Source organism: Serratia sp. (in: enterobacteria) (assembly GCF_046715635.1).
Classification (GTDB): Bacteria; Pseudomonadota; Gammaproteobacteria; order Enterobacterales; family Enterobacteriaceae; genus Chania.
Window position 1 is genome coordinate 1 of sequence record NZ_JBKJYW010000378.1, and the last position, 19,562, is coordinate 19,562.

Genomic DNA, 19,562 nt, shown 5'->3' on the forward strand with positions numbered 1-19,562 from the left:
TCTGCTGGAAGAGAAGAAAAAAAGCGGCCTGCTGGGCAGTGGTGGCATCGGCTTTACGATAGGCAAGCAGTCGAGCAAACATGAAATCGACGAGAAAGCCACTACCCAAAGCCAGAGCGTCAGTACCGTCGGCAGCAGCCAGGGTAGCGTCACTGTCACGGCGGGTAACCAGTTGCACATTGGCGGTGCCGACCTCGTTGCCGGCAAGGACCTGAGCCTCACGGGTGACAGCGTGACCATTGACCCGGGCTACGACCAGCGCACCCGCACGGAGACCTATGAGCAGAAGCAGAGCGGCCTGAGTGTGGCGCTGTCAGGCACCGTGGGCAGCGCACTCAACACCGCCGTCAGCTCGGCACAACAGGCGAGGAAAGAAGGTGACGGACGTCTCAATGCCCTGCAAAACACCAAGGCAGCGCTGTCCGGTGTGCAGGCTGCGCAGGCCTGGGAGCGGGATAATGCACTGACCGCCTCGGCGCAGGGCGCCACCAACACAGTGGGCATCAGTGCTTCCTATGGCAGCCAGTCGTCGAAGAGCGAAACCCGCACCGACAGCAACCAGTCGCAGGGCAGCACGCTCACCGCCGGGCAAAACCTGTCGATAACCGCGACCGGTAAAAACCAGGCGGAGCAAAGTGGCGACATCGCCATTGCCGGCAGCCAGTTGAAAGCGGGCAAAGACCTGTCGCTTGATGCGGCGCGGGACATTACCCTGCAGTCAGCGCAGAACACCGAAAGCACCGTCGGCAAAAACAGCAGCAAAGGCGGTAACGTTGGCGTGGGCATTGGTGTCGGTTCGGGCGGATACGGTATCAACGTCTCGGCCGGGGTCAATGCCGGCAAGGGACATGAAAACGGCAACGGCCTGACCCATACCGAAACCTCGCTGGATGCAGGCAACCATCTCAGCCTGAGCAGCGGCCGGGATGCGGTACTGGGTGCGGTGACTGCGCAACTGAACCACCAGTCGGCAGCAGCCGGTGGGCTGGGTGCCGGCGGGGCGGAACTGGCAGCGCGATTTATCGCTGGCCAGCTATTCCCGGGCAAGACGCTGGAACAGCTGAGTGAAGGCGAGAAGCAGCAGGTGAGTGCGCTGAGCCAACTGGCGGCAGGACTTGCAGGTGGCCTGGCGACAGGCGATACTGCGGGTGCGGTAACGGCGGCCCAAGCGGGCAAAAATGCGGTGGAGAATAACTATCTCAATGCCAGTGATAAGATCCGTCAACAGCAACTGGAAACCAAACTGGCTAATGGTTCCATCAGTGATAGTGAAGTGCAGGAGTTGGCCGACCTGACGAAAAAGGATGGCGTCAGCGATGCAAATCTGCAGAATGCCTGTGCCAATGGAGCCAGCGCGGGCTGTATCCATGAGATAAAACTGGCTCATGAAGCCAAGGAGAGCTATCAAGGTTATACGGAATACCAGACGTACTATGATTTACGTGACCAGTTCCCTGATGAAATGGCGAAGTTCGGTGATTTAATCGGGGACTACTCGCGTGATCTGATCAAACTGGTAGATCAAGGTTATACGCCTGAACAGGCCAAGGCCAAGATGTCCCAGGATGCGGCGTACTCAGCAAAATATCAGCAGGCTATAGACGATGTTCCCGGGTGGGCCAGAATAGCAATGGCCATCCAGGATACAGCAGGGATCGTTTATGGGGCGAAGGCAGCAGGCGCCAGTCTGGAAAGGTTGACCGAGAATCAACTGGTTCCCTACAGGCAGTTGGTGACCGATGTTCGCGCCGGATTATCTTCCTCACCGAAGCGTTCAGGTAACGTTGCTGTTGCTGAAGTTGATATACCTGGTATGCCAAAGCAGGTGGCTGCGCATAGTGGTGTCGATACTGCTGGTAAAGGGTTGGTTGGTACAGGAAGCCAGAATTTTGAGCATAAAACGTTGCCAAATAAAGAAGGTGCATTGATCCCAAGAAATACTGATTCTGAATATAAAATTCTTGATAACTTGGCTGATCAGTTAGGTAACAACACATCAGCGAAAGGGAGTGTGACTATTTTCACTGAACGCCCCGCCTGTGGTAGCTGTTTGGGTGTAGTTGATCAATTCCAGAAAAGATATCCTGGCATCCAAGTTAACGTCTTGGATAACAATGGTGTGTTATTAACGCCGAGGAAGAAATCATGAACAGTGAACGTACTGATTATTATGAGATTAAAAGGGATTTCTTAGAATGCTGTTATGATGGTTGTCGTGTGAAATTGAATGACATTGCTAGGGGAAACTCGCAATGGCCAGAGGATACAGATGGAAGAGGGTATGCTTCTTATCAATATGAGGGAGTCTACCAACTCCCTGTTGAGCAATTAATGCTAGCAGTTATTAATTTAATATTAATGGCTGCACGTGGCCCAGAGCATGTTGAAATGTTCCACCGAAAAGAAATTAAACAGATTTTATCAACCCATCCTCTTGATGAATTATTAAAAGAGTTAGAGGAAGAAGAACGGGAAGATCTACTGCGTGACATGAAAGCGTTGCAATTAATATAGTCAAAGATCCCGGCCAACTGGCCGGGATCTTTGTTGTGTGCTGGACACGACCGGTAACGTGAGGGAATATATCAATAAGTCTAAGGTGTTACACCAAGTTTTCAGTTTCCGAGCTACATTAGGTGCTCGATATTGCTGTATATATCGACAGTTCGGTAGTTAACAATATACTTCTCTCATGCGTTAATGAGCGATCCCCTAAGAAAAGTGGAGGATGTTGTGAGTAAATATTTGGAAATTTCTATTTCACGTGGTCGTTTCAAAAAAATAAGGGAGTGGAACAGGAGACGAAATTACTACTTTAAGGCAGTAAAGCTTAACATCAAGATTTATATTGCAAAGCTTATCTGGGATAAGCGTAGAAAAAGCGTTTTTGATATCAAGTCAATCAAAACCGTATTGCTCCTGCGCAATGAAGGAACAATCGGAGATGTTGTGGTTTCGACACCACTAGTGAAGTGCCTTTATGAGTCGGGTTATACAGTTGATTTATTACTTACAAAGTCAAGTAGCGTAGCTATGAAATACAACCCCTATGTCAGGCATGTCTACGAAGCTGGGGACTGTAACAATGAAGTTTTCTTGAAGAAATTTAGTCACACTGTGGCTGAATCGACAATTAGAACGTTGAATGAAAATAATTATGACCTGGTGGTTGACCTTTGTTTGTTTGATACACCTGTACATAGGATGATGCTTTTTCGGGACATAAACGCAAAATTTGTCATTGGATTTAATAAATGGAGTTGCATTAACCACTACAGTAAATCCATTTCATTTGAAAATGGTAAGGAACATGTGACGAAAGCCATTTCTTTGGTAGCGCACAACATGGGGCTTGACTTTGAAAATAATCAGACCTATGACCTGCACATCCCTGAAGCTATTGTTCGTGAAGTGCGAAAATATTTAAATTCATGGGAGGATAAGCTTAAGGTTGTCATTAATGTTTTCACTGGAAGTCCAGAAAGAAATTTCTCTCGAGAGCAATTATCTCAAACTATTGAAATGCTTAACGAGAAATTAGATAACATAATTATCATTATTCTTGACCATCGGAAAGAACTGAGTATGCCTCTTCCTAATAATGTTGAGATAAATCCATTTAATTCACTTCATCACGTCATGGAACTGATTAGAAAAGTTGATCTGGTAATATCTCCAGACACTTCGATTGTACACATATCTGCTGCATGGAAAAAACCACTAATTTCTGTTTACAAAAACATAAGTGACAATAATGATTTGTGGGCGCCAGGTTATAAAGAAGCAAGTCAGATTATTGTCAATAAGAGAAAGATATCTGATGTAAAAAACGTTCCTGAACTTATATTGAATGAGGCAAGCAAAAGAGGGGTATTTGAAAATGGATTGGCATGAAGACTAGTTTTTTTGAGTTTGTTTATTTGTAATCGACAGGCTATAAGGCGTAGGTGGTTGAAATGACAGCTAAAACTTCAGATGCGTTGCGCCGCAAAGCAATCAAGATGGTGCAGGAAGGAAACTCTAAAACCCATGTTGCCAAAGCTCTGGGACTGGGTGTCAGCACGGTTGTGCGCATAACAAAACATGTTGGTAAAAATTTTAGCTACTACCCGGAAGCAGTGAAACAAGAAGTCCTGCAAAGGATAAATGCCGGTCAAAAGGCTGCATCCATTGGTCGGGAACTGAATATTGGCAAGGGCCTGATTTGCATCTGGCAGAAGAATTCAAAGGGAATTCATAGAATTAGGGGGGATATTCCTGATGAGGTCAAAGCTCAGGCCATCAAACTCGTTGAAAGTGGCGTGATGTATACCGCAGCCGGTCGCCAATTGAATGTCAGTGCCGCAGCCGTTCGTTATTGGTTCAAGGCAGCGGAAGCCCGTGGTACAGCCGTATTACCTCCTCCACAGAACAAACGTACAGACAAGGCACTTTTGTGGGTGCAACGGCAATATCCCCATCTGGCCCAATGGCGAGACTATGCTGTTGAATGGTTAAAAGGTGAACACAGTGCGTTGGGGACTAAAACAGCGGCCCTGGTTGCTTTTTTCACCCGATATCTCAATGACCAGGGATTAGCATCAGCACCTGAAGAGTTGTTAAAACGGGGGGCTATTGCTCCGGATTTTTTCAAAGTTGCCTGTCCACAATCGTCGGGAGGGGTATCTTATAACAATCATATTCACGATTTTATTCACTGGGTCCTTTTAAATTATTATAGCCACCGGGCAGATGATGAGACACCAGTCATCTCTCCGGCATTCTGTAATCCGATAGTCCGGCTTACTTCCTCAGGTTTTCCCGTCAATTACGAAAGCATTCATGCACCCTTACCTTACGGATATATTGCCGAACTCCGTAAACTGCTTGTTCAGGGGGCAGACTTCAGAGACTGGATCTGGGCGCAGAATGCGCTTGGTGTAAAACGATCTGGCGAGTTCAGTACTCGGATGGCCAAAGACTGGTTCCCAGTAACAGAAGATGAAATCGATAAAAATGACCCCGATTGTGTCTGGCGGATCAGACGATCGGTCGATCCCAAAGTGCAACCGGTGCTGGAAATGTGGAGTCCTGTCAGATGGGTTGCCCTTCTCATTAAACTTCAACTTCCTCCGCGTACATTTCAAGTGAGAATGCTTGACTCTGGTGAAGCGGATACCTGGCGCTATGACAACGGTCGATGGGGGGATAATACGAACCCACTCGTTTCCGGTTTGAAAAAAAGTCCGGTACAACGGGGTGTATTTCGGCGTTCTAACAGACTTGGACAAGGGGATATGCAAACCACGCTGTTTTTTAACACAAACAAAACAGCAGATATCAGAAAGTCGGGGGCACATAAGGGGTATGAGTTCCCCTGGCCTGTGATGGGGGAGTTGTACGATCAGCCACATTATTGGCTAGAAAAAATGCGGAACTGGCAAGAAAAATTCAATCCTATTGATCGCGCTACCCCCTGGAGAGACATACCCTCGCGATGTATTGGAGAACCCAAGTCCGATATGCAACTGGCATCGTATCCGGACACGTGTTTTTTATTTCGAACCGCAGAACGACGTAAATATGGCGAGAGTAATTTTCCCGTCACTGACGGTACCATCAGTGGTGCCTGGGGAAAGTTGTTAGAAGCGTTGCAACATCGTCTTGCCTTGAACGGCACGACGCACCCAGATGGTACTCCCATCGTTTTAGTTACCCGACCAGGTAATTCCCCTATAGCGGTTTTCCCTCTGCATAGCTTGCGTGTTTCTCTCATTACGGCACTGGCAATAGAAGGGGAACTCCCCTTCCCATTGCTAATGAAATTAGTGGGCCATAGCCGATTGATTATGACGCTTTATTATACCAAGCCGGGTTTCAGGTATATGCAGGATGCTCTGGAAGATGCAGCAAAACGTATTGATGCGCAGAAGGAAAGAAGTATTGTTTCATTTCTGACGAACGAAGTACATGCGAAGCTTATAAAACGAACTATTTGTAACAATCAGGATGCGTTTAAGGCGCTGATCCCAGAATCTCCGGCAAATCGAAACCCTGCTGGCTGGATGTTGATGCACCATGGCCTCTGTCTGGTGGGGGGTAACACACAAGAGAATGATCCCTCAATGAATAAAGGAGGGTTCAGGCTCGGAGGGTGCTATAACGGAGGACCTGCCATCAATCCGGACGCCGATCACCGTATTTATCGTCCGGTTCCTGGCGGGATCAGAAACTGTATACGCTGTAGATGGTTTGTCACTGAGCCTCATTATGTGCCAGCTTTGGCAGCCCATTTGGGTAACGTTTGTTACCAATTTGATGAAGTCAGGGATACGGCATTAAAACAAAATGCAGAGCTGCAGGATCTGAAACGGCAGAAAGTCGATGCGGAGAACAGCGGGACTGTTTTCAGCAAGGAAATGGCACTGCGTACAACCGAACGCTTGTGGGAGTCCACCATGCAGCGTTTTAGCCATCTGGCTGAAGATATGGCGGCATGCTGGCAATTGATCAATCGGTGTAACGCGTTGCCGGTACCCAATGAAGGTAATACCACAATCATGGTCGCTGCCGGTTCGGAGATGGATGTTCAGGCTGGATTCGAAGAAGTTGACTCCGAATTAGGCTTTGTTGATTAAATCGGATTTAGATAAAAGCGCCTCCCGTCACTGACTTCCTCAGGCAATCCGCACACTTTCTGGCATCCCTGCACGCGTCATTTTGTTTAAGGCACGGATCATGGCCATAGCCTCACCAACCTGCGCATCGTAGTCACGCAGCGTAAGGTACCCGCCGAACAGTTGTTTGACTCGGTACATCGCCGTTTCGGCCACCGACCGCCGGTTGTAAGCCGTGTTCCATTTCCAGTAGGCGTTACTCCCCGTAAGCCGCTGCCTCGCGACTGCCTGATTTCGCTCGACATACTCCGCCGGCCAGTAACCCGCCCGGGTTCGCGGCGGGATAAGCGCCTTGATTTTTTTTCGCCGCAGCTCGTCATGGCAAAGTTTTGTGTCATAAGCGCCATCGGCAGAAGCGACCTTAACTTTCCGGTGGGTCTGACGAATAAGTCCTGGGAATGCCTCTGCGTCAGTCACATTATTCAGGGACAGGTCAGCGCAGATAACCTCATGAGTAGCCTGGTGCTCTACATAACCGGGAACGTTGTTCTCATAAGTCCAGTCCTGGTTGCGCATGGCGTTGATTTTCTCATACAACTCGTTTGCTTTACCGGTCGAGATGCTAATAGATGGAAGCTCAGGTTTGCCTGTGTAGATCGTGAGCGTTTTGCCTTCCACCTCAATTGACTTCCAGTCGTGCATGCCAAATCCCATAACACGAACATCTTTAGGCACGAAAAAGTTAAAGATGGTGGTGTCTGGGTGATTAATATACAGCATCGTTCCATTTTTAGTATCGAGAGCCAGATAACTTAAACCGGTCCAACTTTTAGCTGTGTTGGACGGCGTTGCCTCGTTGAAATTTTTTTCACTAAAGTAAGAGGTAAACGCCTTGATGTTTTTTTTCTGTCTAGAAATTGTTGTCAGTATAAGAGTGGCAATTAAGGCTAAAGAAACCCAAATGAAAATACTAAGTGTAATGTCAGGCTGCTGGAAGCCATAGAACTTGGCATAGGCATATATAAAGGCAGCTAGGGCAATGTGAATTGGAAGGCCGAATATAAAATACATCCCTGAAAGCGTGCCCACAAAAGCTACTGGCCACTTCTTTGAATATGTATCTACATGTTTAACCGTCATATGAATCATCCTGATATTTTATTTGAGTCGTTTGCTGGCCTGGTTGTAAACTTCGCTATGTTCACGTTTCCCAACAGCAACGACGGCAATAATTAACTCATCATTAATGACCTGATAAACCAGCCTGAAGCCGGATGCGCGGAGTTTAATCTTGTAGCAATCCGGCATGCCCCTCAGCTTAGCTGAGGGTATGTGCGGGTTCTCAGTACATTTCTTTAGTTTTTTAGCAAACTGCTGCTGAATGGAACGGTCGAGATTATTCCATTCCTTAAGCGCATCAGTTCTGAACTTTACTTTGTAGGTCATACATAGCGGTCCAGATTGACATCATGCAGTGTCTGCTCCGAACGCTCCTTGACCAGGTTTGCCAGCTCCTGATCATCAATATAATCGAGCATCTGTTCGTACAGTTCCGCAGGGATGCAGTAGAACGCAGGCTGATTGCGGTTCAAAATGGCGACCGGATACCCCTCTCCAGAGTTGACTGTGGCCATTGGATTCGTTTTCAACTCGGTGATGCTGGCAGTCATGGTGCTATGAATGATGTTAGGCATGTGGCTTCCCCCGTAAAAACCGTTTTATAGGTTAAATTGTACCACCTTAAAACCTATTAACAAGTCATTTGGTCGGTTATTGCCCGATTTTTCTCGGGTAACAGGGTTATTTGAAGCCGTCAGAATTGCCTGCAGATTTGTTCTGATCCATCCGTTTAATGCCCGGCGCATGGCCAGCTTTACTGCCAAATCCAGCAAACATGTTCCGGGCCGACTCAACAGCACCCTTCATCATCTGTGCCGCCTCGCGTCCGCCCAACCACGCGATGACATAATCTGGCAGGTATACTTGTAAACTGAACGCTGAAGAGACTAGCGTGGTACAAATTCGAGCGTAAATCATCAATATACCGATAATACTGGTTAGCCCGGTGATGGAGTCTGCTTGAATATTAGCCATTGCGGGCAAAATTAATATATTGAGCAATGTCCCGATAGCAACCACAACCAGGCTGGCAAAGAAAAAGCCAAAGACCATCAATGATGGGCGAATGGCGGCATCAATCAGGAATATATAACCATAATTAGCGCGGCTACCTTTGTCTTCCTCAGTACCTATATGTGTTGCCGACCACAATGTTCCTGCTGTCGTACCAATAAGAACGCTTCCTAGCCATGACGTACAAGAAGTAATCCAGTAAATCAAAGGTATGAATGGAAGAAATATTGAAAGGGAAAATCCAATACTCAGTAGTATAAGCAGGATGAAGTAGACAATTGGGGCGATAGAGCCAATAACACTTTTTGCCAAATAGCCTGCACCTGATACAGCATTGACTATTTTTCCCGCCCCGGTTCCATTCCCCCAGTCAACGAGCCCCTTTGCAATGGTAAATGCAGCAAAAGTCGATTGAGCCGCACCTAAGGTGTAATCTCCGATAGACTTCATTTTTAGAAGCGGGTTAACTTGACTGGAATTATTGGAGTTTTCACCATCCATAACTGAGTGAACAATGAAATTTGCAAACTTTATCCCGTAAGAGTTATTCAGTATTTTCAGCAACGTTGAGTTAGCCGATTGTCCATCATCAATGTTGTCGTTGCCAGGCATGTTTACTGAACCCAGCGGTGGAGTAAACGTTGAGTTTTTTTTCTGAGCCAATAGGGCTGTCTTAATTTCCTCCTGCAGCCGTCCAACGCCAACTTCACCAACACTGGAAGATCCCGTGACAATAGGACTCTGATTAGCAACACTATTTACTTTTTGATTCGCGGTGGCAAACGACTGATACCAGGCACCTAATGAGATCCAGCCGCTCTGCTTGAGATAGGTGGCCAATTCTCCCCTGATAGCCCCTTCATTGTTGACTGCAGAGGTTGCCGCGTTGATGGTGTCCTCGTATTGTCTGGCCGCCTGCTGGATTTGTGACTCAACGTCTGGGAGTTGGGACTGCCCACCATCCTGGTAGTTGAGCCAGGCGCTAACAAAGTTATCAGCACTGTTCGATATCCAGCGCTAGCTCTAAGTGGGCCACCACGACTTGAAATCCTTCCATGTGAAATACTATTTCCGCATCTTCACTGCTCTCTGCTGTGCTATTAAGCAGAAGCTGAAATGTCACAGGCAGTACCATGTTCCCGGTAGGCTGGAATGCGTTTTCGGTGCGCGTCAGCTGAAGTGCATGTTTGCGGCGGTCTCGCCGTCGCTGCATCAGCTCAGCCGTTATGTTTTCCGGGAATCGGCAAACGGCAAGACGCCAACCCTTCTGTATCAGAGAGTTCAATGCGGAGCGAAAACGGAACAGGTCGCAGTGTTCTGCAGCGAAGGCATGGTTCAGCAGGACGCCGAGGGTTCCATCGACCGAAACGGATTTATCACTGGTTTCCAGTAATTGGCGCAACGAGGTGAACTCGGCATTCATACCTCGGAAACTGGGATGAGTGCGTGCTGTATCAAGCCAGTTCGAGATAAAGCGCCGGCGGGCTGTTTCCGAGGTGAAAGGCTTTTCCTGTTCGGCTGTACGAATTGCGATCAGAATGCACCAAAGCAGATGGTGGACTGAATTATCTGCAGAGTACAAAGGTTATCTCCTTTTGTGAGTTAGCGTACCGAATGCTGGCATTGTGCGTGCGGGAAGGAAAATTGGTGAAAAGAGCCCGGCAAGATACCGGGTTAGCTGAAAGTTGTTGAGGGTTGTAATTAAAACCCCAGTAAACTGGGCTCAAATACTAGTTGCATCAGCAATGCCACTCTCGATACAGGGCGGGAATCTTGCTCCATGCGGAGAAGATACTGGTACTGTGCTGTAGTCAGCCATGTCTGGGAGGCCGCTTTCAGCTCATCCTGTGCAACCAAACTCAACTCCGGATCCGGATGAAGTTTCATCAACCCTTGAACTACCGAGGGACGAAGCGGTGCAATCTGTGACCCATTCATAACAAAACTGCAGAAAGCTGAGTGACGGCGGATCGTATCCACGGTCTGTGTGGCTAAGTTGGCTTTAAGGAAAAAATACCCAGGAAAGAGTGGTGAGATTTGTTTACGCAAACAATTGATTTTATCAGTGCGGCGGATGGTTCTAATGGTCAGCGGTGTCCAGGGAGTGATGTGCTGGTCACTGAGCCAGTCGAAAAGTCTTTCGCGGTTTTTGCCTCCGGTAATGTATTGCGCAAGATACCAGCATTGTCCGTTAAGTTCTTCAATGTCCATCATGCTCTCGCCCGAACCGATCCCCCTAAGGGTTCATTCTGTATCCGGCAGGGGCCGAATACACTGGGCGATAACGCTGAAACAGTGGCTGTCTCACTCAGCCCCCTGTAATTCAGACAGCGGCATCGCTCAGTACATTCTTGTTTAAAAACGTGCTTTATCCTCTTGGCGGTAGGACGCAGACACATCGCATACTATCATTTAAACCCATAATATCAAGTATCTTGTAAAATGAGCAATGAGAGGTCCTTCTACTGAGTATCATGGATCCCCCTCATTAAAGGTGAATCTATATGGTACCCAAGCGCTTAAAGGAAGCCCGCGAAGCTGCTGGGCTTACCCAGAAACAACTGGCTGAGCTAGTTGCTATCGAAGGCGTTAACCTCACGTCGAGGCTCTCCAACTATGAAGTGGGTAGATTTGCCCCCTCGTTTGACTTCATTGTACGTGTAGCTAAAGCTCTTGATTACCCTGAGTACTATTTTTATGTAGTAGACGATGACGTTGCTGAATTATTGTTACAGCATCATCATTCAGCAGGAACTACGCCGTTAGTTACGCATTCTGCTGAATATATGAACAGAGATAGCAAGAAATACAAGGCTTCACTAGAAGAGGCTCTAGGCATGGCAGAGCGTCTTACGTCATATATTAAAAAATCGATAAAGTAAAAATGACTTATCCCAAATTAATGGTCTCTTATCTTGGCGGGGATAAGAGATAATTTGGTATATGAGTCAATGTGACGGAAAAAATGATCTCATGAATTATGTAATAAATACAGACCCCTACAGGGGTCGATATGTTAAATTTAGCTTGTAAAAATTAACATTTTAGTTAAGTGAAGTTATTGGATAACTATGATTTAAGTCATCATGTAATTAATGCTGTAAAAATAATCCTATGGGTTTTTTGTGCTTATTATTTGCCTTAAGTCAAATTTCCTTGAACACTCCGCATTAAATAATGTGGAGTGTGGTGATTATTTCATCTGGTTAATTTATTGTCTATTACTCATAGCCTCATAATATTTTTTAGGAAAATCATCGGGTGCCATCATCGCAGTATGAATTCGCGAGTGATAGATAATTCTGACTGTTTCTAGTTTGTCAACCTTCATGTTTTCTTTGATCCTTTTTAAGGATAGCTTAACCGCGTTTTGCGAGCATTTTAGTATGTCAGCTATGCCTTCAGTGTTAGAACCGAAAGCGTAATACATCAAGACCTTGAACTGAGATTCGGTCAGCTCTGGGAACATGAGACGTTGGTTCCAAAATGTGTCTAAATTCAACATGATATACCCCTTGTTTTATGAAAGAATGTATTGGGGTGACGCTCTCATGTGAATTAATGATCTGTAAAATTGTTCAATGGCAAGACTTTGGAATTTTAGGGGTAATCATTATAGGCATATTATGAATGCGGGTATTGGAGGTGGTTATGCTATATACACCTTCAGTCGTGTTCATTACATACAGGTGTTGGCTCATGGAGAATGGATAGACCGGCAAAACAGATCAAAATTTTAACCTGCTTTGCAGGGTTATGGTTCCATTCATCAAGAGAACTCCGGGGCGTAGCATTCAGAAAATCGGCTATGCACTGCTCAGCAATTTATTTCTATAAATCAATAGGTTATACAAAATAGAAAGCCGCTCTTAACGGCGGCTCGGTTTCCCTGGTGAGGCGGTATGCTTAGACACTATTTGACACTATATAGTGCCTATCTTCAACCACTTTAATCTATTGCATGACTATTTACACTACCCGTACATTTTTTTACGGGCAGGTATCATATGGCAGAGCCATTTTTAAAAAACCGAAAAAGGTTTACATCCTCACTGGATAACAAACTCGTTCCACTTTTCGATGAATTATCGCGCACCACCCGTATCCCGAAGAGCCGATTGCTTGATGAGGCAATCGAGGATCTGCTGAAGAAACACGGCGTAACTGCATCCGTGGGCGAAAGGAGCTGATTTTGGTTGTCTGAACGGAGGTTGAGCCGGAGTTGCCGAAAAATTCACTTGTGCTGGGATAGGGATCTGGAGGAATCGTTTATGCACGATCCTTCAGCTCTTCGTTAAGAACGATGATTTATATGAGTATTTCATCTTTCTAGCGTGATATTGATCGTTCTACAGGGATCCATTTGTTGCAAGCGGATAAAAAAAGGGTAATATTTGCAAGGCTCTTGCTGTCGTTCAGTAGTTTGTAAGCGACTGATGAGAGAGGGATAAGAAACTATGTGGCTTCAGGCGGCATAGTGAAGTTGGATGGGCATATCCTGAAATGCTCGAGGGAAAAGGTACCAGAACAGCGGGCCTTGAATGCAAAAACCCCCTGAAATCTGTCATCAACTTGGCGGAAGGCGTCAGATATCAGGGGGTCACAAAGCAGGCGCTGGCCTGTGAGAGATTATAACTCATGCAATTCAGAAAACAATACCCAAAGACCGCCATAAGTGTCGGCGGGTGTGGCTAAGAAAAGTCCAAACAACCAACCTATCGATCCTACCTGGGAAAACATCAATTTCGATGCGCTTGAGCGTGCCGCAACGGATGACACCTATTGGCAATGGGTTGATGAAAGCAAACAGCAACCCCCCCCAAAACCCACCAAACGCCGAAGAGGCGAGCATTCGACTGCGTGTAAATGCCCGAACCCTTTATATATCAGGCCCGAGCAATACAAACCGTTGTCTGGCGAGTTTGGCCATGGTTATCGCCGTCTGGTCAAACGTGACAAGAAAAGCGGTCGTATGTTATTGCGTATGCGCCTCTCACGCCATCCCTACTTTGTTCAGATGCGTCAGGTTGTTGGGCGCTCCCGTGATTTTCGTCCGGAACGGCAAAATTTGCTTGATGCGATCTCTCCTCTTCTTATCAGCGTGGCGGACAGATCAACTAACATTGTTACGATGAATGTCAGCCGGTTGGCCAGCGAACTCAGCCCAAAGGACGAGAACGGAAACGTCATTACTGAAACGGCCGTTACCGTCCGTCGGGTATGCACTCTGATACAGGAGCTTATACGCTTTGGCTTACTGGAATTGCCAGAGGGTGTTCAGTGGGACAGTTTTAACCGCTACTGGTATCCGAAGCATGTGGTGTTGTCGGAGCAGTTCTGGAAGCTGGTCGGCGTAAATATCGATAAGCTCTACGCGCAGCAACAGGAACGACTTGCAGCTGAAGCTGATGGGCTGCTTGCACCTGGGGAGGACATTAGCGTCAGTGCAGCTCGTAAACGGTGGTATGAACGTATGAGACATGCCACGCTCGTTCGCCGGCGAGAAAACGCCCTTAAACAGAAGCGTGCCAAAAAACTGGGTATGCTGGAGTTTGACGATCGGCTCTATGCGATGGCTGACCATTTGGCGAAAACGCTTCCGGCCGACGAGCTTTATCACATGACGCCGGATGAGTTTGAGCGTCTGGCTCACATGAGATTGTATCAACTTGACCTCGGGCTGGAACATGCCCCTCCGGACATCGTGCACTGACATCTGATTTGCAGACAAACCTCCTATAACCGCCGCTGGCGGTTTTCGTGCTAGCCAATTGTGCATAATTGTCTAATAAACGCTCAAGTGGAATGTGTGCTGGCGGCTAAAACCATACACCAGGAACTAAATCGATAGGCTTTCTTTTCTTATACACAATTACCCGCAATCGAGAAATAAACCTTATCCGGAAACCTATCTTTTGCTACCCGCAATATATTCTTACCCCAGAGTTCTTTTTCTTTTAATTAGTAAACTAATTAAAAAGATCTTACTCCGTCAGGCACTTTCTGTGGATTGAAGGCATAAGTGACCGCCCTTGCAGCGAGCAAGCTCGCGCCGGTTCGGAAACTCGCTTCGCTCCTTAGATAGCTCCCACCTCCGGTGGGCATAAAACCTATTCCCTGCATTACCCATCAAGTACAAAGTGGCTTTGTAATTAATGAAGCAGCAAAAATTTTTATATCGCTGTAAGCAACTTTGCTAAAAGTTCTGCATACACGCTCGTAGCTTCGCTTACGCTCGCACGCGGAGATACGCCCCTACTGCGGCCAAGGCCTTGTCGGGACCACTCCGACAGCGTACAGCGGCTCCTACATAGCTTAAAGCGGGTATGGCTTAACAGGGCGGGAAGGTATATCGGGGATCCCTATCGATCCGGGCGGCTGTGCCGCGTCACCGGCGACCCTAAACTAATCCACCGTATGAGGCTATTTTTGTCGCCTTCATGCGTAAACGCATTACTGAAAACAGCTATACGATCCTGTCTGGGGTTCCGGCGTAGAACACCTGTCTCAGAGATTGGAGGAGATTGAAACAGAAGGGAATGTTAAAGGTATTGAGGCTCTCCCCCTGATATTGCCTGTAACGTGGCGGTACATTTTTCTGAATGGCCATCACGCCTTCCAGAAAAGCGTTTAGCTTATTGGCCTGGATGTCCTGGTTGTTGGGTTGATACTGGGGTAACAGAAATTTCGGCGGTTCCGGCATAGAACCCCAAATAGAATCAGAGATTAAGAAAAGTACAGTTGGGATGACTTAAAAAACTAGTCTATGGGAAATGGCTAAAGTTGCTATCGCTTTGGCATGATGATCAGCACAAGAAAAGGATTAACCTAACGACTATGGGAGATAGCACAAGTCGCCGTTAGGCTTAATTCATGGGAAACAGCTAAAGTTCAAATGTTGGGTAAGGTTGGCTCGGGGTTTTTGGTAATGATAGTAAAAATCAGTTTGCCATCTTCGGTCTCTGACATGGAGGCCGTCAAGGGGGTTTCTTTACTAATCTTATCCAGGGCCGGTTTGATGAATGTTCGCTTCATCTCAGCAAAATTATCTCGTTGCGATTGAGGTAGTTGGTAGCGCTCTGCTAACCAGTTTGCTGTTGTTATCCATATACCTGATTTTCTAAACTGGCAAAGGCTTTCATAAAGACGGATAGCCCTAACGCTGTTAATGCGGCCACAGTCATACAGATTGTAGGTAGTGAACTGACTACTAAGATCGAGCAGGTAAGGCATCACTTTGTTATTGAATTCAATGTTCCATGAACCTCGGCCGCGTTTTAAGCCCGCCTCGGCCAGCCAAGGACGCTTCCGTTCTTCATACTCACCATCAGATGGAAAGAAGGTGACTGAGCTGTTCGACAAAGCATCAATACCTTTCCTGACATCTGTGCTGGCCGTAGCTTGGCTCACCTTGAACAAGCGTTGGTAATCAGCAACCCGTACTGTGAATGTGCCTGGGTGATCTTCTTGGCGATAAGTTTCCATAAGACATAGCCACAGTACACGCTTAGCCTGCAGCGAGAGATAATAAGCTGCCTCAGTGAGTTCATTCGATTGCGCAATAGCTGGGCGATTAGTTTTAACAATCCCTTTTTTTTCATTCATATAGCTATCTATGGGCAGTTTTTAATATACCCATAGTTGCATCAGGTGGTTGATGCGGTCAAGGCAAACTTGTGTCGTTTCCCATACCAGGTAACCGAAATAATAAACTTTAGCTGTTTCCCATACGTTCTTTAGTTATTTCCCATAGCTACTTTGGTTGTTTCCCATAACTACTTTAGCTTCTACCCATAGCAAGTTTAGGCCTTTCCCATGTTGACCGGGCTGAAGCCCGCGCCCTGCAAGAGTTTCGACGCTGTCTAAAAAGCTTTTAAAATGTTTTAAAAATCAAAAAAATTTTTAAAAAACAATCCTGTATATATGTGGATAACTCTATTCATGGGAAACACCTAAAGTTTATTCGATACAAACACCGGTAGCCCCCACCGGTAAACCGGCGGGTCCCATAACCAGACACAACGCACGCCAATAATAAGCAGAAAGACTACGGTAGCTCTTTTGCCTGTAAATATTGCATCGCAACGGCTCGTTGCGATCTAAGCCACAGTGGAGTGTCTAGCTATGTCAAAAGCCTTGTCTAGCAGGACGGGGGGGAGAAGATCCTTCTTGATCCTCTCTAAATTAACTGGTCTGAGATCAGGGGGCAATAAAGCCAAATAGTAGTACTTTGTCAAACTAGCCAGGCTCATCGCAGAGCTTCTATCCACTCGTAACGGACCTTGAAAATACTTATTGGTTGTGCTGTTCTTTTATATGCATTAACATTTTTTATGTATGCATACAAATTTTTTTTATTTAACGGAAATATATTCACGCCATAAATAAGGAAGGCGGATGGCAAGCATGAGCAGGGAAGACAGTGGGCTTCGGTTTACGCTGAGTGTGGGCAGTCTGGAACCTGAAACTTTCGTGGTATCAGGCTTTACGTTGCATGAACAGTTCTCTACGCCATTTCGGGGTCTGAACCCCAACCGTACGACAACGTACGGTTGGGCTTCAGACCCCACCTAGCAGTGCTTCTATCGCCCAATTGAGTATGGACTTGACCTGGACTTGGAGGGTGCGTAAATCCCTGCTCCCACTGTGCTAATCTTGACAGGATTGTTAAAAAAGCACACTTAGCGTACACTTTTGCAAGCTTGGGCTTCCGCCCTAATAAAGGGAGTTACTCGTATGGACAAAGAAAAAGAAACACGGACTTTTTTCGGTCATCAATCCCCGGCCATGGCTGAATTGTCAGAAAAAATTAGCCATAGTTTGAGTGAAAGCCCCTTAGCGCCTGAAGAGAAAATGGCGCTTATGATGAAACGATGCATTTCATTGTTTGGCATAATGAAAACTGACACCGCTGAAATGAAAGTCTCAGATGGTCGTACACTTAAGCTTACGCTTGAAAAAATGCCCTCACGTTTTCATTAGTATCAAAATACACTCGTTTTATTACTAACAGAGTCAGTGATATGGAAATTGCCAAGAGCTTTTTAGATAAAGTGAATAACGAATTAAAAGATGAGGCTGTGAGTCAGTTAGATCAACAACTCATGCGTGCGGTTAATGATAGCGTCATGGCTCCAGAGGAAGCATTGTTAGTCATGATGGAATTAATATTCACACTGTTTGCTGAAACCGAGGGCCATTACGCTGAAATGAAGTATGCTGATGGCAATGGCGTTCACCACAAATTCACGCTGGAAATTAAAATTCCGGCAGGTTCTAATAAAAAATAACATTTACTTTTTATAAGGAAATACTATGTCTAGCCTGATTTATGTGAGTATTAATGGAAAGAACCAAGGTTTGATTTCCGCCGGATGTTCATCATTCGATTCCATTGGTAACAGAACCCAGACAGGTCATGAAGACCAAGCACAAGTGTTAGAGTTAGATCATAGTATCACGCGTGAGCAGAACGTACAGCATCACCCTGTTCATTTTATTAAACCTATCGATAAGTCCTCTCCCTTGTTAGCGATGGCAATTTCTGGCAACGAGCTTATAGAGGCGATATTTTATTTTTACAGGATAAATACGACTGGGCAATTAGAGCTTTATTACGAAATTAAACTGACGGAAGCCAGTATTGTCGATATTACGTGCATCTATCCGCATTCCATAAATGATAATGACATGATGCCACATGAGAAAATTGTCCTTAAATATAAATCCATTTCCTGGAATCACCGTATGGCAGGTACATCGGGTTATAGCATTTGGGATGATAGGGTCTTTTAAACGTTAGCGGCATAAACCGTGCCCATAACATGATCGTCTAGGCTGTATGATAATACAGAGGTCAATGAATCTCTTATTGATACAGCCATTTTCCCGCTTTTGCAGATTCTATGATCATATTGACCGTGAGTGGTTTGTATACTTTGCGTTGTAGCTTCTTCCACCACAACCATACAGGCCATTCCGGTTCAAAGTATTCATCCAAATCAAAGTTATCATGCGATATCTCGTAACGCGTGAACAGGTCGACGAGCATTTCCTCTAACTCTTCCTGAACAAAATTAAAGTGCTCTTGAAAAGTCCATTCTTTTAGGACGGGCTTTTTGTTTGCACTATATTTTTCAGTCAGGTAGGTTAGGATTTCGGTTTCATCGACCATTAGAAATACGTCCATTCAATGTGGTGTTCAGGTCGTGCGATCAGATTGTATTTATTTCGTGTTTCTTTGGCTATGATGCTAAAAATGATCATCGCCTGAATGTAGCCAACATAGGGGGCATAACGCCCTACTGCTGTCCCGATCTTGCTGGTCATACGGGTTTTCATAAAACCGACAGGTGTTTCTACTTGCCCAACAAAACGCATATCTTTAAAGATCCTTCGAGAGGCTTTAGAGGCTACGCTTGTCCCCCAGGTTGATTTGCCTAACCCTTTTTTTTTCGGTATCAGAGGCCAGCCTGAGATGATCATCGCTGCGCTTTCTATGGCAAGCCCTTCATGCTTTGCAAATTCTTCTACAAATATTATCCAAAACAATTCTTGAGCGGTGACATTATCCATTCCGTGATAGTAATACGTGCCATTCAGTTCTTCGATAGTATCCATTCCACTCATTCTCCATATCAAGTAATGGTTATCATAATACCACTTTCAACAATAAGTTAAAAACTGAACAGTTTTAGGTGTTCCGTGGCTTTGTTGAATAAATCGAACTTTTGGCCGCAATCAGGATCAGATCACCACATTCCTGCCCCCTCTGGCGGTATCCCGTGGCAAAGCAAAAGTTCAAAATCACCAACTGGAACGCCTACAACAAGG

Annotated in this window: 19 protein-coding genes and 2 pseudogenes; 10 read left to right on the plus strand and 11 right to left on the minus strand. The window is 46.0% G+C overall.

The window, feature by feature from the left end:
• The 4 genes from ACLQ7H_RS19750 to ACLQ7H_RS19765 form a co-directional block, all read left to right on the plus strand.
• A partial coding sequence (locus ACLQ7H_RS19750; RefSeq protein WP_411754135.1) for a hemagglutinin repeat-containing protein occupies positions 1-2,149 on the plus strand: 2,149 nt, incomplete at its 5' end.
• Positions 2,146-2,514 (plus strand): hypothetical protein, encoded by a 369-nt coding sequence (locus tag ACLQ7H_RS19755; RefSeq protein ID WP_411754136.1) that lies wholly within the window; start codon positions 2,146-2,148, stop codon positions 2,512-2,514. The genes ACLQ7H_RS19750 and ACLQ7H_RS19755, both read left to right, overlap by 4 nt.
• A gap of 219 nt (positions 2,515-2,733) precedes the next feature.
• Positions 2,734-3,894, plus strand: a complete 1,161-nt coding sequence (locus ACLQ7H_RS19760) for a glycosyltransferase family 9 protein (protein ID WP_411754137.1) — start codon at positions 2,734-2,736, stop codon at positions 3,892-3,894.
• A gap of 62 nt (positions 3,895-3,956) precedes the next feature.
• Positions 3,957-6,617 carry a VPA1269 family protein gene (locus ACLQ7H_RS19765; protein ID WP_411754138.1) on the plus strand — a complete coding sequence of 887 codons (2,661 nt, stop codon included), beginning with the start codon at positions 3,957-3,959 and terminating at the stop codon, positions 6,615-6,617.
• 39 nt (positions 6,618-6,656) lie between these two features.
• Here ACLQ7H_RS19765 and ACLQ7H_RS19770 read toward each other — a convergent pair.
• From ACLQ7H_RS19770 to ACLQ7H_RS19800, 7 genes and pseudogenes are all read right to left on the minus strand, one after another.
• Positions 6,657-7,112: pseudogene (locus ACLQ7H_RS19770) on the minus strand (IS5 family transposase); the annotation flags it as partial.
• Positions 7,113-7,124: 12 nt separating this feature from the next.
• Positions 7,125-7,745 (minus strand): annotated as a pseudogene (gene excA, locus ACLQ7H_RS19775) (plasmid IncI1-type surface exclusion protein ExcA); the annotation flags it as partial.
• Positions 7,746-7,754: 9 nt separating this feature from the next.
• A complete protein-coding gene (locus ACLQ7H_RS19780; protein WP_059202139.1) occupies positions 7,755-8,042 on the minus strand; it encodes a type II toxin-antitoxin system RelE family toxin in 288 nt (95 codons plus the stop codon).
• On the minus strand, positions 8,039-8,290 hold the full coding sequence (locus ACLQ7H_RS19785; protein WP_179253362.1) for a type II toxin-antitoxin system Phd/YefM family antitoxin: 252 nt from the start codon (positions 8,288-8,290) through the stop codon (positions 8,039-8,041). Before ACLQ7H_RS19785 ends, ACLQ7H_RS19780 begins: the two co-directional genes overlap by 4 nt.
• A gap of 106 nt (positions 8,291-8,396) precedes the next feature.
• Positions 8,397-9,740 (minus strand): DotA/TraY family protein, encoded by a 1,344-nt coding sequence (locus ACLQ7H_RS19790; protein WP_411754149.1) that lies wholly within the window; start codon positions 9,738-9,740, stop codon positions 8,397-8,399.
• Entirely contained in the window at positions 9,724-10,311 is a 588-nt protein-coding gene (locus ACLQ7H_RS19795; protein WP_411754139.1) for a hypothetical protein, read from the minus strand. Before ACLQ7H_RS19795 ends, ACLQ7H_RS19790 begins: the two co-directional genes overlap by 17 nt.
• 119 nt (positions 10,312-10,430) lie before the next feature.
• Complete coding sequence (locus ACLQ7H_RS19800) at positions 10,431-10,940, minus strand: transcription termination/antitermination NusG family protein (RefSeq protein ID WP_411754150.1); 510 nt, start codon at positions 10,938-10,940, stop codon at positions 10,431-10,433.
• Positions 10,941-11,233: 293 nt separating this feature from the next.
• On the opposite strand from ACLQ7H_RS19800, the gene ACLQ7H_RS19805 reads away from it, so the two are divergent.
• Entirely contained in the window at positions 11,234-11,611 is a 378-nt protein-coding gene (locus tag ACLQ7H_RS19805) for a helix-turn-helix domain-containing protein (RefSeq protein WP_059202111.1), read from the plus strand.
• A 329-nt stretch (positions 11,612-11,940) separates the two neighbouring features.
• Here ACLQ7H_RS19805 and ACLQ7H_RS19810 read toward each other — a convergent pair whose 3' ends face one another.
• Positions 11,941-12,234, minus strand: a complete 294-nt coding sequence (locus tag ACLQ7H_RS19810) for a LuxR C-terminal-related transcriptional regulator (RefSeq protein ID WP_411754140.1) — start codon at positions 12,232-12,234, stop codon at positions 11,941-11,943.
• Between the two features lie 502 nt (positions 12,235-12,736).
• On the opposite strand from ACLQ7H_RS19810, the gene ACLQ7H_RS19815 reads away from it, so the two are divergent.
• Positions 12,737-12,919: a ribbon-helix-helix domain-containing protein gene (locus tag ACLQ7H_RS19815; RefSeq protein ID WP_411754141.1), complete on the plus strand. Its 183-nt coding sequence runs from the start codon at positions 12,737-12,739 to the stop codon at positions 12,917-12,919.
• A 497-nt stretch (positions 12,920-13,416) separates the two neighbouring features.
• Positions 13,417-14,442 (plus strand): plasmid replication initiator RepA, encoded by a 1,026-nt coding sequence (gene repA / locus ACLQ7H_RS19820; protein ID WP_411754142.1) that lies wholly within the window; start codon positions 13,417-13,419, stop codon positions 14,440-14,442.
• 1,178 nt (positions 14,443-15,620) lie between these two features.
• On the opposite strand, the gene ACLQ7H_RS19825 is transcribed toward repA, so the two are convergent.
• Complete coding sequence (locus ACLQ7H_RS19825) at positions 15,621-16,334, minus strand: replication initiation protein (RefSeq protein WP_411754143.1); 714 nt, start codon at positions 16,332-16,334, stop codon at positions 15,621-15,623.
• Positions 16,335-17,465: 1,131 nt separating this feature from the next.
• Here ACLQ7H_RS19825 and ACLQ7H_RS19830 point away from each other — a divergent pair.
• The 3 genes from ACLQ7H_RS19830 to ACLQ7H_RS19840 are packed head-to-tail and all read left to right on the plus strand — an operon-like array spanning position 17,466 to position 18,524.
• On the plus strand, positions 17,466-17,711 hold the full coding sequence (locus ACLQ7H_RS19830) for a hypothetical protein (protein ID WP_411754144.1): 246 nt from the start codon (positions 17,466-17,468) through the stop codon (positions 17,709-17,711).
• Positions 17,712-17,752: 41 nt separating this feature from the next.
• A complete protein-coding gene (locus ACLQ7H_RS19835; RefSeq protein ID WP_411754145.1) occupies positions 17,753-18,019 on the plus strand; it encodes a hypothetical protein in 267 nt (88 codons plus the stop codon).
• Between the two features lie 25 nt (positions 18,020-18,044).
• Positions 18,045-18,524, plus strand: a complete 480-nt coding sequence (locus tag ACLQ7H_RS19840; RefSeq protein ID WP_411754146.1) for an Hcp family type VI secretion system effector — start codon at positions 18,045-18,047, stop codon at positions 18,522-18,524.
• 73 nt (positions 18,525-18,597) lie between these two features.
• Here ACLQ7H_RS19840 and ACLQ7H_RS19845 read toward each other — a convergent pair whose 3' ends face one another.
• Both ACLQ7H_RS19845 and ACLQ7H_RS19850 read right to left on the minus strand, forming a co-directional pair.
• Complete coding sequence (locus ACLQ7H_RS19845) at positions 18,598-18,903, minus strand: DUF1493 family protein (protein WP_411754147.1); 306 nt, start codon at positions 18,901-18,903, stop codon at positions 18,598-18,600.
• A complete protein-coding gene (locus ACLQ7H_RS19850; RefSeq protein WP_411754148.1) occupies positions 18,903-19,349 on the minus strand; it encodes an STM2901 family protein in 447 nt (148 codons plus the stop codon). Before ACLQ7H_RS19850 ends, ACLQ7H_RS19845 begins: the two co-directional genes overlap by 1 nt.
• Between the last annotated feature and the right edge of the window lie 213 nt (positions 19,350-19,562).